Here is a 15,641-nt window from a genome sequence, read left to right on the forward strand (position 1 = left end):
TATGCTGGTATTGGGTATAGCGGGAATAGTCGTCGGCGGGCTGACGCTGCTGTGGAGGGTCTACGCGTGGTTCGACCGCAAGTTCGACAGGCTGGACAGGCGGCTGAGAAAGCACGACCGCGCCGACGCGAAGCTGAAGGCCAAGGCCAAAGTCACGAAGAAGGACGTGCGGCGGCTGGAAGGCAAGGTGGACGATCTGAGCGACAAAGTGGACCGGATGGACGAGAAGCTGGACGAGTTGCTGAAGAAGGCTGCCTGAGCAGGCACTATGGCGCGCCACCATCCGATATAAGTCCCAAGATATTTCGTAGTATCATCTGTAGCAATCCCCGAGGGAACGATCACTCCTAATCGACCAGTAGATGAGAGACTGGTCCTCATAAGTTCGACGAACACAGGATACTTGTTTACATCGCCTCTACCACCTAAAGGAAAGCGCCCACTATTACACAGTAATGAGCTCCACCCTTCAGACTTGCGGAAATCAGTGTTAAAGACCATAAACAGATCTGGATTTTCGTCTTCAAGGGCATCAACCCGACGCTTTCGAGCGGCGGCATTTGCTGCCATGGCAACGTGGCTGTCTCTACCGGTAAACCATTCTATCTTTTGAAGTTTCACACGTCCCCATGGTGGGTTCCCAAGGATTGCGTCGAATCCTCCGGACCAGCCTGTATGAGGGTTGGTGGCGTTGTGAAGACCAGAAGGCACAGAGAACACATCCGGGAAGGTCAGGTGCAGGTGGGTGAACTGGTAGTCCTCAGCCAGGGTTTGAATCGTCTCTAGTACACCAGCATCAAAGAGCGACCCCCGGGACGGGCTATCGCTTTGGGTCATCGCAACAACTTGATCGGGAGTTAGTCTCTCTCCCTCCTTTAGTACCTCGTCTGTGATCGCGGGCGCATCAGAGGACTTTGGCGCCACGAATGCGGCGCACCAGGTGTCGGCAATCAGCTTCTCCTTTTGCGCTAATCCTCCGCTTCGCATTTCTTCGTACTCAGCCTCCTTACCGGCCACTTGCTCAGCGGTGTGGTCAGGAGCCTCATCAATGCGTCGGAGAGCAGCAGCAAGCTTGGCGCTGTCGGCTGCCATCGAATAGTCCAGTTCAAGCAAGAGCTGACCTCGCGCGTTGCGCTCGGCCTTATTCCTCTTCCGAAGCGCGCTGACGTGTTTCTTGTCATCGCCGGTCATGGCTTTGAAGGCAGCGTCGGGGATGCCTGCGGCCAATAGCTTGGGAGTAGTTCCAAGCAGGCTGTTACCGCAGGCTATGCGGTGCTCTAGGAAGCCGAGTGGCCGGCCGGGGACATTGGCCTCTAGCCACAGACTCACCTTACACAGTTCCACGGCCATCGGATTGATGTCGATCCCGTACAGGCAGCGGCCTACCACCTCCCGCAATGCAGCCCGCAGTTCGTCGGCACTCGGTTCGGTTCCGCCCTCGCGGACGCGGGCCAGCCGGGCGGCGATTCGGTGGCCAGCGGCGATCAGAAAGTGGCCCGACCCACAAGCGGGATCAAGCACTTTCAGAGCCAGTAATGCTTGCTCGGGATCGGGTTGGGCCGCGGCCTCGTCAATCACTGGATCCAAAGCGTCGTCGAGCAAGCGGGAGATCAGTGCAGGTGGGGTGTAGTAACTGCCAGTGGTCTTGCGTTCACTGCCCGCCGCCCGTTTGAGTTCGAACGTGCGGGCATCGGGGTTGGTATCGGGGTGCAGCTCCAGCAGCGACTCGTAGATCGACCCCAGCTCCTCGGTGCCAAGGTTGTGATAGTCCACTTGTCGCCACAGACGGGCTTCGTCGTCACGCACCAAGGCCAGGTTGCGGATGGCCTCGAGCAGGCGCGCGTTACCTATCTGGACATCAGCCAAGTCGGGGACTTGAGCAGATGACCACAGAAAGCTGCCCAGCGAAGTAAGGCCTAGCGCGGTTCGAGCATTCTGCTGCCCTTCGTTGTCGCCTATGTCCAGCGCTGCCATAGTGACCGCCAAGCCTGACCACAGGTCGCTGTGGTCGCCCCCGCGGCGGCGCTCGGCCAAATGCCGTAAACGGGCCACTGAGTAGTGGCGCTCGTAGCGTTGCTTTGCCTCAGGGTCGGCGTCGGCGGGATGGAGCAGACCGCGGGCCTCCGCCACCAGCAGGAACAACAAGCGATAGACGATCCGCAGGAGCTGGCGCTGCAATACCTCGGGGACCAACTCCCGGTTCCGCAGACGAGCGCGCAGCGACTGGTTGGCCGAGTGCTCCAACACACCGCAACCGAGCGCGACAATGGCACTCTCCACTCCGTCGCGGAGCTTGTCACGAGCGCGGGTACCAGCGGAAGCGGCCTCTTGAGACCACTGCTCCAACAGGCAAAGGTGCGGCTGGTCGGCTTCGAAGCGGGTTCGGTGACAGCACAGCCACAGCAGGGCGAACTCGGCGAATGAGTCGCCATCAAAGATGGCGGCCACATCGAACTCCACATACGCCTGGCGAGTGAACGAAGCATTGTCTCGCAGCAGGCGCAGCACCCGCCCGTTAGACACGATTCCCCATAAGTGTTGGTCAGAGTGGTTCAGGAACTCCTGGACCAGGCCGTGGGGCGAGGCTTTTGACGCGCCCCGCACTCCGGACGAGCGCCGGTCTACGTCCACCCGCCAGCCCATGAGATGGACGGGTACGTAGCCAGCCCACTCATGGCTGATGGCATAGTCCTTGCTTCCAGTGCTATCGCTTGATCCATCATTGACCGTGAGGCTCTGAACCAGCGGCAACCCTGCGAAGCCCAGTTCGTCGAGCAGGGGCAGGAGCCATCGCTCGCGGGTCAAAGAGGTTCCGGTTTCGTCCAGTGCCAGCGATGCCTCGGCCTGACGAAACCCAGCCCACAACGCGGTCAACCGCTGCCACGAGCGGGTAATGGCGTCCCGTATCCGCTCGCCAGGGGCCAAACCGTAATCGACGGCCTTCATTCCCGGCAGCTTGAGATCGACGTTATCAACTCGCTCTAGAAGCTCTCGCGACAACAGAGCACCTAGGACCGAAACCGCTTCCCGGCCCATCAGGAGGCCGCCTTGGGGAGAAAGTGGTACACGGCGAGCACATCAGTTGGGGTTTGGGCCTCAACCGCGACCCGACCAGGACCAGGACCGCGCACGACGGCTCCTTGGCGTCGGTCGGCATCCCGCACTCGGGCGTGGGCCTCGGCCAGTGCTTCGGCGCGGGCTTCGGCCTCGGTAGCAACCGTTGGGCGCCAAAGCGGCTCAGCATCGATGATCGCCTTGATGCGCTCGGCCGCTACCTCGGGCATCACGTTCCCCGCGGGCTCAGCATCCAAAAGGGGCCGAACCTGCTCGGGGGTCAGCCAATCTGGTCTGTGGGGTGCGCCAGCGAAGGCCAGCAGCATGGCCTCTTCAGCCAGCATGTGATGTTCACCACCGCGGGCCGACGCAGCGATCGACATCCTCACTCGGCATAGAAGCAGCGTGGTAATGATCGACACGGCACCCGTTCGCATAACTCCGCAGCGAGCGGCGACAAACTGCCTTCCCCCTTCGGTTGCGCCAGCTGAATCGAGGGCCTGGTCAAGTACATGGCCGGCCAGCCCGCCGACCGCGGGATGAGTACGGGAGAGCACCAACCCGCCCTTGGGCGCTGTTTGGCCGAACCCGAGAACCATATTGGAGTTGTTTGTGTCGCGAAGCGCCAGAGAATCCTTCACCGCATCGGGCACCTCGGCCAGGTCGACTTCATACGTTCGATCCGAGGCGGCAGCATCATCGGTAATGGCCGCTCCGTAAGAGCGCAGGGCAGCGGTCATGAACTGTTCAACGTCAGTTCCCGAGCCAATGGCCTCGCGCATAGCGGCCAACTCGGCAGCCACCTCACTGGGGTCGATTCGCCTCTGAGCGAACAGTGATCGGCGGCGACTTATTTCGTTGTCGCGGGCCCGCTCCCATTCGGCGTCGAGTGCATCGGTCTTGGGGCGCAACTGCTCGATGATCCCTTGGAGGGGGACATCGATTGCCCGGCCAGACGAGGTCAGCACCTGCTCGGCCAGCGCTTCGATGATGTCGCTCGTGGAACCGGGAACCGGAATTGACACTCCCAGCGCACCCCTGATCCTGCGGTGCTTGCGAAGCAAGACCTCTAGCACTGTCTCGTCGATGCGATTGTCGGCGCCCCAGTAGGTGACTACCCGTACCTCAGGCCGCGGCTGGCCGTAGCGGTCTACCCGCCCTTCCCGCTGTTCAAGGCGGGTGGGGTTCCACGGCAGGTCATAGTGGATCACCGCCGAGAAATGGTCTTGCAGGTTGACGCCCTCGCTGAGGCAATCGGTGGCCACCAGCACACGGCGGGGATAACTGGCCAACTCGACGATACGAGCCTCCCGGTCAGACGGAGGTAGGCGACCGGTAACAGCGGCGACTTCGGGACAGTCGCGCTTGGGCAGGCGTGCCCGCAGCCGTTCGGCCACATACTCGGCGGTCTCAATGAACCGACAAAACACGATGGGCTGAAAGCCGTCGGCCAGTAGTTCGCTCACGATTCCGACCAAACCTTCGAGCTTGGTATCGGCCCCTTTGCCCCCAGTGGCGATCTCGTCGGCCTGCTTGGCGAATTCCCGCAACCGGCGGGACACCGCTGACTCGGCAGCTTCCGTTTGGCTACCAGGCACGACATCAGGTGCCTCTTCGACATCATCCAGATCAAGGATCATGCGGCGACCCAACTCGTCGATGTCTTCAACGGAATCAGTGTCGGCATCAACGGTGACCGCCCGAGTCCGCAGCGTGGCGGCAGCCGCTGCGGGGCTGGATGCCAACGCCCGTAGTAGCCCCAACGCCGACCACCAGCGAATGCGCTGACCTCGCTGTCCGGTGCCTCGTTGGACCACGGAGCTCCGGGCATACTCCAAGACCTCGTCAAAAAGCACCCGGTAGCCAGGTGATAGGTCGTAGTGCTGTTCGCGGTCAGCTCTTTCCGGAAAGTGCGTGTCGATGTCCAGGTAGTTGTCGATGTCGCTGCGGCGGCGCTGAACCAGATGGCGAGCCAACCGCTCTCGATGACGGCGGTTGTGCTCACCGGCAAGGTCGTAAGGCAGGTCGGCGAATTCGCCATCAAGCAGACTCAGGAGTGAGCGGAACGAGTCGTCCTTGCCCGAATGCGGAGTGGCAGTGACCAGGATGAGGTGGCGCTCGGCTTTGGCGGCCAGATCCCTCACCAAAGCATGGCGCTGGTGGCGGCTGCTAGCGGCGCGCTCACCAGCCTGTGCGCACGTATGGGCTTCGTCCACTATCACCAACTCGGGACAATTTCGGATGAATTCGCCGCGGTAGCGGTCGGACTTGACGAAGTCCAGGGAGACGATCACGTTCGGATAGCGGTCGTAGATGGACTGGCCGACGGCAAGGCCGCGTTCGAGACGGGCGGCGGTTGACGCCAAAACAAGCTCAGTCTCGATGTGGAACTTGTCGGCAAGCTCCACTTGCCACTGCTCGGCCAAATGAGGCGGGCACAGCACCGCTAGGCGGTCGGCGTCTCCTTGGGCCATCAACTCGGCGGCCACCAATGCGGCTTCGATGGTCTTGCCCACGCCCACGTCGTCGGCGATCAGCAGGCGCACCGGGTCGAGGCGAAGGGCCATCAACAGGGGCACCAGCTGATAAGGGCGGGGATCGACGGCCAACTGGGCAACCGAGCGGAACGGCCCCGCACCGGAACGGAACCCGAGCCGCAGCGCATCTCTCAGCAAACGGGCTGAGTGGGCATCTCCCAGATGCCGAGACGGATCGGGCAGATCGAAACTGGCGGGCGAGACCTCTTCGACCGCAGCCAGGATGCCGGTTGTTTCGTCATCGGTGCCGCCCAGAGGGCGGACCATCACCATCTCGTCGGTGCTGTCGGGCAAGACAACCCAGTCGCGCCCTCGCGCGGTGACCAGCGAGCCAGGTGCGAAGTTCATGAGGCACCCTGGTTACCGATGCCGAATACCGCGGGATGGCGGGTGACGATGGCTTGCCAGTCGTCAGCGTGGCCGAAGCGTATGACCTGATAGCCGAGATCGTTCATGGCCTGTTCCTGGATGGCATCTCGCGCCGCCCGCTCGGGGTAGTCGTGATGAGGGCCATCCACGTATACCACCGCGCAGGCTTCGTCATAGACGAAGTCCGGGCGGGTCTGGGCGGTCTCGAAGTAGACCTGCGAACGATCGGGGCGTCGATAGCCGCCGCGTTCGAGGAAGGCTAGAAACTGCTGCTCAAGGCCGGAGTCAGCGGAGTCGGCCAACTCGTCATCGTGCTTGTCTCGGGCAAAGGTCGCGCCGTGGACCAGAGGCATGAGATATTCGGCCGCCAGACGGCGGTCGAGCAGGCCATGATCGCCTTGGTTCGAGTACGACATCAGACAGTCGTAGCAAGCCGCCTCACACGCCTCCACCTGACCCGGGCCGTCTTGGTCATGGCCAGTGTCGGGATCAATGTGGCACCGACGCAGCGCCTCGCGAGCGATCCGCGGCCATAGCGACGGATCGTCCACCAGCTGTTTCAGGGCACCCGCACCGCCCTCAGCCGCCTCGTACACCAGCAGTTGACGGCGATTATCCGGCGATGGCAGCGGCTCGGCGGCGATCTCGCTCGGCTCCAATTGGAACACCACTTGCAGGGCGGAAGTCAATGCGGCCTGGACCGAGGCCATTGTTTCTATGTCGAGCTCGGCGGGGGGAAGGTCGACAGCGTTTGGACTGCCCTGACCGCTCCCCTGGGCTACTGGCTCAATGAGCAGTGCGTTGCGGGCGTCGGTTACATAGGGGATCACCCGGACCGTGCGCTGAGACAAGGGATCTTGGTGGGATGTGTCGGCATCGCCCTCGGCGGCATCGGCGTCGCGTGCCCAATAGCCCCGCTCGATGTCAAGCACAAACCCGAGGTGCGCTCGGTTGGCGCGTCGCCGTGGCCCTTCGTTGATTCGCCAGATTGTGGCCGCGTCCCCATACGACAATCGCAGAACTGGTCCGTCATCGCGAGGAGCCCCGCCTGCCTGAGTAGCGCAGAGCACTCGCTCGCGAACAGATCTTTCGCCTTGGCGGCGAGCGAAGCGGACGGCGGCAACGATGTCGTAGCCCCGTCGCTCCCGCTGTTCCTCATCGGACGTGATCCGGTCGCGGCGGCGAGTAGACACATTGCGCAGTCGGAACATGTTTCGGGTCTGCGGGGGCAGAGGCTCAGAGCAATGCTCGCATACGTCGGGGCCAGGAGCGGTGTAGTCGGCGTGTAGGTAGCCGCACGCTTCGCATCGCTTGATCGACGTGGTGATGATCGAGCCGCCGTCGGGGTCACTCTCGAAATCCTCGGCGTCGAGGATCACCCGGTTGACCTGATAGCGGTTGCCCTCGTGGTAGATCAGGCTGTGGGGGCTGAACTCGGAGATGGCCAGGAAGCGAGGGCGCTGCAAGAACTCGGTGCCGCGTTGCTGTCGGCCTGGCACGAATGCCGACAAAGGTAGGCGGGGGAACGAATACCCGGGCAGGAAGCCTTCAGCGGCAAAGTAGCGGTACGGGTAGAAGTCCGAGTGGAAGCCGTCGCTTAAGTCACCTCGCAGCAGATCGAGTTGGCGGACGGCCTCTCGACGGAGGCGGTCCGCTTGTTCTCGATCTCGGCGGGTGCGACCGGCTGCTTGCCGGATGCGGGCCTGCTCGACAGCCTGGTGAAGTGCCGAGCGGTACAGCGATTTCCAACGATCGAGCGAGTCGGCGAACCGCTTGGGAAGGGCCTGCATGGTGTCGTCGAGCCAGTCAGCAGTCCACCAGTCGGCCTCGGTCAGCTCTGAGCCGAGATTCTCGAGGACCACTTGGGCGCGGGCCTGAGCCTGAGTACGGGCAGCTTCGTCAGCCAGCGCGTCGTCTACGTGGGCCAGTAGCTCCAGCGAAGGCTCATCTCCCGAGAGGTCGAGCAGCTCGCCCATCTTGCTGCCCAGATTGAGGCCGCTGTGGGTCAGCCAAACCGAGTGGACGTGGGCCCGAACTAGATCCTCGTTGGCCAGGTCAAGGCGGGGTGCCTCCACCTGGCCCGCCACCATCTGCTCCTGATGACGAAGGAAGTGCTGATCGTGGCTGTTGCCGGTAGCGCAGAAGGTGGTGACCAATGCAGGCTGGCCGCTGCGTCCGGCTCTCCCCGAACGCTGCGCGTAGTTCGCCGGCGTGGGCGGCACGTTTCGCATGTTCACTGCGTTCAGCTCGGCAATGTCGACACCCAGCTCCATCGTGGGTGAGCAGTACAAGACCGGCAGCTCTCCGTCGCGGAATCGGTGCTCCCGCTCAGCCCGCAGTTCGTGGGTAACTTGCGCGGTGTGCTCTCTGGCCTCGATGCGGTGCTCTTGGGCGTCCTGCTGGGTGTATAGACCCACAAAGTACGGATTGGGCCTGATGCCGCGCTCTGGCCCTGACGGCATACGAATCGGGTCGTAGTAGGGCTGGCCGTTGCCCAACTCCCAGCGCATCGCCCCCGCGGGAAGCTGCCAAATCCTACAGCCGTCGTCTTCGAGGCCTGCTTGGTACAACAACCCGTAGACGTTCAGGGCTTCGGCTAGGTCGTCGATGATCTGCTGGCGCTCTTCAAGCGTCAGGTGCTGAACTCCACCTAGCGTGTCGAGGCGGTTGAGGAACTGGCCGAAGCCGCTGCGGGGACCGAGGTGCGTGAGGCTGCGGTCATCATTTGGCCGGCGAGGCCGGGCGACCAGCGCCGAGCTGTACTCCAAACGCTCGCCTTCAAGCGACCACGGATCGCAAAGGTTCTGCTCGCTGCGCTGCTGCATTGCGTGGTGGTTGTTTCGGTCGAGGACTCCGACCCGAATGGCCAACTCCCGGCGGACGACATCCAACATGGCCCGCAGGATCCGAAAGCGGACTCCGGCGTCGCTCTGGGCAAGGACAGGGTGGCGAGTCGCCCACTCCTGCTCGTCGGCGGCCAGCTCATCGAGCGACTCGTAGCCGATCGATAGGAGTCCGCATTGCTCGAGATTGGGTTGGGTGATCCGCCAGCCTCGGCGTAAGTCGAGATACAGCCGGTAGGAAATCGCCTCGGTGAGCGCTTGACTTGCCATGTTGTGGGCATGGCCCCTTGCCTCGGGCTGAAGGGCATAGGTCTGCGGAGGCAGGTCGAGGACTTCGACGACTCGCTGGGCCACATTGTCATGGTGAAGACCCTCCTCTCCAGCCATACGCAGGGCTTGATAAAGGGCTGACCGCAGCATGGTGACCTCGACAAAATCGTTGAGGTGGCCCGCTTGGAGCGAGGCATCTTGGCGGTTGTCGGTGAATGACAGAAGCTTGTGGGCTCTGGGGCTGAGTTCACCTGCTTCGCGCAGGTGGCTGATCGTGGCCAGGGACGTAATCGTGGTCACCGTCGAGCGCCCCTGCGAGCCGAGGGTGCCCAGCCGGGTAAAATCATTCCCAAGGCGCCCGGTGTAGGAAACGCCGCAGTTCATGCAGAACCGGAATGGGGTTGGGAGCCAAAAGGCGATGGTTGTGCCAGCCTGGCTTTCTCCAGAGTCCAATGTGGCTAAGTCGTCATCCACCAGCGGGACAAACGCACCATTAGCAGCGATGTTGATAGGTCTGGGAACGCTATCCCTCCGACCGTCGCGCAACCTTTGGTTGGCGTCGAACCAGTCAAAGGGCAGGCGGTTTTCGATGCCCTCGCGATCAATGGGCCATGGACTGTCTCTTGGGCCTTGCTCATCTGGCCCCGCTGCTTCAACGGTGGGTCGGCTCCCCCGGCCAGGTGCATCGGGATGCGGATCGGCGAACAAGAAGCCGGGTTCACCATCACCATCATCGGTGTCACCCAAGTCGCGAGCCACAAGAGCCGATCCGCCATCAACCGCTGATTGCCGAACTACGTAATACTCCTGCCCACATTGCCGGCAGAACGACAATGGGAGGTACGACCGGTTCCGGTCGTCACGCACAAACCGCTGCGCCCGCATTGTGATCTCTCGATCTTCGGCGTCTTCTGGGGTGGCATATGCCGTGTCTCCTGCACTTAGGAACTGATGCAGACGGAAGGCGAATACGCTCTGGCCCGCTGCTTGGTCCGGCAGACGGCTGGCGGTCAAGAGCTGGTCTTGAATCGCCTTCTCACACTGGGCACTGGGCAGGCCTGTCGCCGCGGCGAGACGTTCTCCTCCACCATCGGGTCCTGCGATGGGAATGGGCGTAGCCCTCACCAGCCGACCGCTGGCATCCTCGGCCAGGCCGAAAGTTGATTCGATCCAGATCGACAATGGGTCGGTCAAGAATTCGTCAACGGTGACGGCAGCAGAGGGTGAGGCCTCAACCCGGCTGGCCAGTTCTCTGGCGAACTCAAGGCTGTTGATGTCTCGATCATCCGTGACTCGCCTCAGTGTTTCAGAGATGATGTCACCGGGCTTGACCTCGGCACCGAACAGCTTTGTAGCCACTTCTGCCACTCGGGCATCGCGCTCTGCGGGCGTGCCCTCGGTTGAGAGTGTGGCCGACGTGCCCACGCACTGCATGTCGGAGGCACCGGTAGCCTCTCGGATTCGGCGAACCAGCATGGCCACATCCGCTCCCTGGCGACCTCGATGGGTGTGTAATTCGTCAAGCACCAGGAAACGCAGTGAAGACATCGCCCTTACCAAGGCCTTGTCGATGTAGCGGGTGAGAATGAGCTCGGCCATCACATAGTTGGTGAGCAAAATGTCGGGCGGATTAGTGAGAATTGCCTCCCGCTCGTGCTGGTTCTGCTGGCCGGTGTACACAGCAAACGTGACAGGCCGATCTACGGTTGAACCGGGCGTTGTCGCCCAAGAACCGTGGTCGAGGAACTTGGACAGTTCCTCATATTGGCTGTTGGCCAGAGCGTTCATCGGATACATGACCAGAGCCTTGACGCCCTGGCCCGACCCTGAGCGCAGCACATGATCGACGATGGGAATGATGTAGGCGAGACTCTTGCCGGACCCCGTGCCAGTGGTCAGCACATAGTTCCTACCCGCTGCGGCGGCATTGACAGCCTCGCTCTGATGCCGGTGCAATGTGAGCAAGTGGCCTTGGGAGTTGTCGGCCGATTTGCCCGTTTGGAAGATGTCACCCGCTGTCTGGTGCAGTTGCCCTGATTCAACCAGCTCATCGATCGACGCCCCCGGCTCAAACGCAGGGTTCACCCCAACCCGGGGATGCGGCCACAGCAGCCCACCGTCCAGCGCCTCGACTACTCCCTCTCGAATGCGCCCGTCGGCAATCTCCACAAAGCTCTCGGCGTAGCGCCGGTACTCCCCAACCACCCGCTCCCGAAGCTCAAATACGTCCACAATCAGTCTCCGTCACGAAGGGACTGGCTGCCCCGAGCCTCGGAATGTGTCTGCCTCGGCACCGCCCCATCCTCGCATCGGGGTGTAACCCTATGGGCAATACAAGCTGCTGTCAGGACTCACAGACCCCGATGACTACCTAGCGACCGCGATTGGCGATCTCCCCAACGAGAAACGGCCCCGACCGAAGTCGGGGCCGTCGGGCCGGGGCTACTCACCCCGGCGGGGTTATCCATATCCTAAATGCAGCAAAGGTCGAACGTCAGCTTGCGCTACTCCTCCACGAGGGACCAGATTCGCTTTAGGGGGAGGTCGGCGCGAATCTCTTCGCTGAGCCGCTCGTAGTTTCTGAGGACGGCGTTGAGTAGGTCTTCGGCATCCCAGACGCGGACACGGAAGAACTGATTTCGAAGCTCCTGTCGCGCCACTTTGTTGACTCCGCCCCATGCAACCAGAAGTGCTTGCTCGGCACCATGTGTGGTGAGCACTCCGTGGAGTTCGCGAACGACCTTCGCATCAACCGGTGCTGGACTTGACTTCACCTGAACAATCAACCGAGGGCTATCCAACCCCAGCGGGCCTTGACCGGCGAAAATATCGATTCCGCCGTCAGCGCCCCGGGATGCTTGCTGGGTAAAGAACCCTTCCGCAGATAGAACAGCGGCAACGAGTCTCTCCAGCCCATGACCGGCGAATTCCTGGGAAACATAGGCCTGAATCTGATCGCGCCCGATCCTTTCGAGGTCAAAGGTTGATTCGGCCGCGTCAGTCGCATCCGCGTCCTCCGCCTCCATTGACTCGACAGTTTCATCTCGAGCACCGGGGTCATTTCCGGCCTCCATGATCTTCTGAAGACGCCAAGCTCCATCGTTGCGAGTGATCTGGCACACAGTCTGAGCCGCACCAAGTGAATACAGAAGGTCTTGCTTTATGGCTGTCCTTGGGACATCTGTGCGTTGCCAATCGACCGAGATCACGTGTCTCTTCCGAGGATCGTCATCTTCTCTGTACTTATACCCGTCCTTCACAGTGCCTAAGGCGATTTGGGATGTCGTCTTCATAGGAAGAACTATCAGATCTCCAGGCCTTACACGGCGCATCGACCATAGCTGGCTGGTGTAATTTGCCACTGCCGCGTTTGATAGATGAGGAAGGGCGACTCTGACGATTTCCTTTACCTCGTCACGTGAAACTACTTCGGTCAAATTCGGAATCTCATTGAAACCGCCCCCCGCAGCAAATCCGTGCTCAAGGGCAAAGTTCTCACTCTCACCTCCCCCACCAGAACGAACCAACCAGGCCTTTGGCGCGTCAGTCATACTCTTGTCCTCCTGCCCTACGGCAGCACGGTTTCGGTGTCGCGGCCGGAGCGGAGGAGGGTGCCGGGGGTGGCGCCGGTGGGGTGGCCGGCGGTGATGATTTCGGTGCCGTTGACCAGTACGTGCTCGACGCCGATGGCGCTGGCGTAGAGGCGCTCGCAGCTGCCGGGGAGGTCGGTGCGCTCCACGATGGGGCCGGAGGCAACGGTGTTGGGGTCGAATACCACTAGGTCGGCGCAGTAGCCCTCGGCGACACGGCCGCGGCCCTTCAGCCCGAATAGGCGGGCGGGCTCGTCGGTCAGCAGCCGCACGCACTCCTCCATCGACAGCAGTCCTCGGTCGCGCACTGCCTGGGCCAGCATCTCGGTGGGGAAGCGGGCGCCGCACATGCGGTCGAGATGGGCACCCGCGTCGGATCCGCCCACCAGAACCCGCTGGTCGCGCCACAGATCGGCTCGCTGCTGCCAAGCCACGTCGATGTCGTCGGACGACAAGGGCCACAGCGCGGTCCGCAGATCGTCGGCCACCACGATGTCGAGCAGAGCGTCGAAGGGGTCCACTCCCCGCTCGGCGGCGATATCGCCCACCTTGCGCCCGGTGAGCCCGGCGTTCTCCGGGGCGTAGGTGTCGCCGATCTCCATGTTGGCCCAGGTGGAGATGAACTGGAACGGCCCTTCTGAGCTGCGGGCCTGCTCATCCAGCCACTGCCGCACGGCGGGATCGGCCAGCTTGGCCTTCTTCTCGTCGTGGTCCAGATACAGCACATCGCCCCAGTTGGGCAGCAGGTACAGAGCGCAGTAGCTGGCGAAGCTCATCTTCAGCCCGCCGATGGTCGGCATCGACAGGGCCACGATGCGCCCGCCGGCCTCCGAGGCCGCATTCGACGCACTGAGCTGGTGCTGGGTGCGGTCCATCATGGTGGAGGCGTGGGACAGGACATTCCAGTTGAGCGGCCGCTGGGCCCGCACCGACATCTGGGTCATCAAGTCGATCTCCTCGTCGCTGAAGAACGCATTGCAGCCGGTGATGATGAACTCAAGCCAAGTGCCGGGATGGTCGGACACCGCGTCGCACAAGGCCAGCATCTCGTCGCGGTCGGCGAAGTACGACGGCACCGGATCGTTGTTGCCGTCGGAGTGGGTAGTGGACTGCGACGACGAGAACCCCAGGCCGCCGGCCTCCAGCGCCTCGTGCAGCAGCCGCACCATCTCGCCCACCTGCTCCGGGGAGGCCGCGTTCCCGGTGCCTTCGGCCCCCATCACAAAGCGGCGCAGCGCCGAGTGGCCCACCAGGAACCCGGCGTTCACCCCGATGCGCCCGTCCAGCGCATCCAGATACTCGGCGAAGCTCGACCAGCTCCACGGAAGGCCCTGCTCCAGCGCAGGCAGGGGCATCCCCTCCACCTTGGCCATCATCCGGCGGATGTAGTCGGCGTCGTCGGCCTTGAGCGGGGCCAGCGTGAAGCCGCAGTTGCCGCCCAGCACCGTGGTCACCCCGTGCTCGTTGGAAGGAGAGGCCAGCGGATCCCAGAAAAGCTGGGCGTCGTAGTGGGTATGGGCGTCGATGAACCCCGGCGCCACCACCAGCCCATCGGCGTCGATGACCTGGGCCGCGGCTTCGCCAACTTCGCCGACGGCAGTGATCTTCCCCCCGCTGATGCCTACGTCGGCGGCGAACCCCGGCGATCCGGTGCCGTCCACCACCGAGCCGCCCTTGATGATCAGATCTAGCATGGGGCAAGACTAGGCCAGGCCGCTGACACGGCCCCCAGCGAGCCGTCGCCTCCTGACCGCAGAGTACGCTCAGCCCATGCCTGAGATCCCCAAGATCATCTCGGTGGACGACCACGTGGTGGAGCCGCCCACGGTGTGGACCGACCGTCTGCCCCGGAAATACCAGGATGTCGGGCCCCGAGTGGTACGGGAGACCGTCTGCAAAGACCTGATGATCATCGACCACGAGCCGGTTTGGGTGGACAGCGACGTGGAGCGGGTGGTGGATTTCTGGCTGTACGAGGATCTGAAGCGGGCCGTCACCCGGCTGAGCGCCGCATCCGGGTACCCCAAAGAGGAGGTGGACGCCCGGCCCATCAGCTACGAGGACATGCGCCCCGGCTGCTGGCAGCAGCAAGCCCGCCTCGACGACATGGAGCTCAACCACGTGGAGGCCGCCATGTGCTTCCCGATGTTCCCCCGCTTCTGCGGCCAGACATTTATGGAGGCCGACGACAAGGAGCTGGCCCTGCTGTGCGTGCAGGCCTACAACGACTGGATGATCGAGGAATGGTGCGCCGGCACCGGCGGCCGGCTCATCCCGCTGCCGCTTATCCCCCTGTGGGATCCCCACCTAGCCGCCGCCGAAGTGCGCCGCAACGCCGACCGGGGAGCGCACGCGGTGGCCTTCACCGAGTTGCCCACCAACCTGGGGCTGCCGTCCATCCACGACGCCGACGGGCACTGGGAGCCGCTGTTCGCCTCCTGCGAGGAGACCGCCACCGTGTTGTGCATGCACATCGGCTCGGGGTCGCGCATGCCTTCCACCTCCCCCGACGCCCCGCCGGCGGTGCCGTCCACCCTCACGTTCAACAACGCGATGGGGTCACTGGCCGACTGGCTGTTCTCCGGGGCGTTCATTCGCTATCCCGACATCAAGATCGCCTACAGCGAGGGCCAGATCGGCTGGATCCCCTACATCCTGGAGCGGGCCGACGTGGTGTGGGAGCACAACCGGGGCTGGAACCGGGTGTGGGGAGTGATCCCCGAGCCGCCCAGCAGCTACTTCGCCGACCACGTGTACGGGTGCTTCTTCGACGACCGCTTCGGGCTGGCCAACCTGGACGCCATCGGGGAGGACAACGTGACCTTCGAGACCGACTACCCGCACTCCGACAGCACGTGGCCCCACACCAAAGAGGTGGCCGAGAAGCTGTGCGAAGGGCTGTCCGACGAGGTGATCTACAAGATCATGCGGGGCAACGCCATCAAGATGCTGCACTTGCCCTTCGATCAGTAGAAGGC

At 62.8% G+C, this 15,641-nt stretch carries 6 protein-coding genes; 1 reads left to right on the plus strand and 5 read right to left on the minus strand.

Annotation, left to right across the window (positions count from 1 at the left end; translation table 11 throughout):
• Positions 1-60 precede the first annotated feature (60 nt).
• The 5 genes from ACOGI7_RS10150 to ACOGI7_RS10170 all read right to left on the minus strand — a co-directional run bounded on the left by ACOGI7_RS10150 (position 61) and on the right by ACOGI7_RS10170 (position 14,357).
• Entirely contained in the window at positions 61-3,036 is a 2,976-nt protein-coding gene (locus ACOGI7_RS10150) for an Eco57I restriction-modification methylase domain-containing protein (RefSeq protein WP_419848643.1), read from the minus strand.
• Positions 3,036-5,939 (minus strand): helicase-related protein, encoded by a 2,904-nt coding sequence (locus tag ACOGI7_RS10155; protein ID WP_419848644.1) that lies wholly within the window; start codon positions 5,937-5,939, stop codon positions 3,036-3,038. The genes ACOGI7_RS10150 and ACOGI7_RS10155 overlap by 1 nt, the downstream gene beginning before the upstream one ends.
• A complete protein-coding gene (locus ACOGI7_RS10160; protein ID WP_419848645.1) occupies positions 5,936-11,305 on the minus strand; it encodes a DEAD/DEAH box helicase in 5,370 nt (1,789 codons plus the stop codon). Before ACOGI7_RS10160 ends, ACOGI7_RS10155 begins: the two co-directional genes overlap by 4 nt.
• Positions 11,306-11,577: 272 nt before the next feature.
• Entirely contained in the window at positions 11,578-12,624 is a 1,047-nt protein-coding gene (locus ACOGI7_RS10165; RefSeq protein ID WP_419848646.1) for a restriction endonuclease, read from the minus strand.
• A 17-nt stretch (positions 12,625-12,641) separates the two neighbouring features.
• The gene (locus ACOGI7_RS10170; RefSeq protein ID WP_419848647.1) at positions 12,642-14,357 is read right to left on the minus strand and encodes an N-acyl-D-amino-acid deacylase family protein; all 1,716 of its coding nucleotides are present in this window, start codon (positions 14,355-14,357) and stop codon (positions 12,642-12,644) included.
• A gap of 76 nt (positions 14,358-14,433) precedes the next feature.
• On the opposite strand from ACOGI7_RS10170, the gene ACOGI7_RS10175 reads away from it, so the two are divergent.
• On the plus strand, positions 14,434-15,636 hold the full coding sequence (locus tag ACOGI7_RS10175) for an amidohydrolase family protein (RefSeq protein WP_419848648.1): 1,203 nt from the start codon (positions 14,434-14,436) through the stop codon (positions 15,634-15,636).
• The last annotated feature ends 5 nt before the right edge of the window (positions 15,637-15,641 follow it).

Origin of the sequence: Candidatus Poriferisocius sp., from assembly GCF_965204145.1 — a bacterium.
GTDB lineage: Bacteria > Actinomycetota > Acidimicrobiia > Acidimicrobiales > Bin134 > Poriferisocius.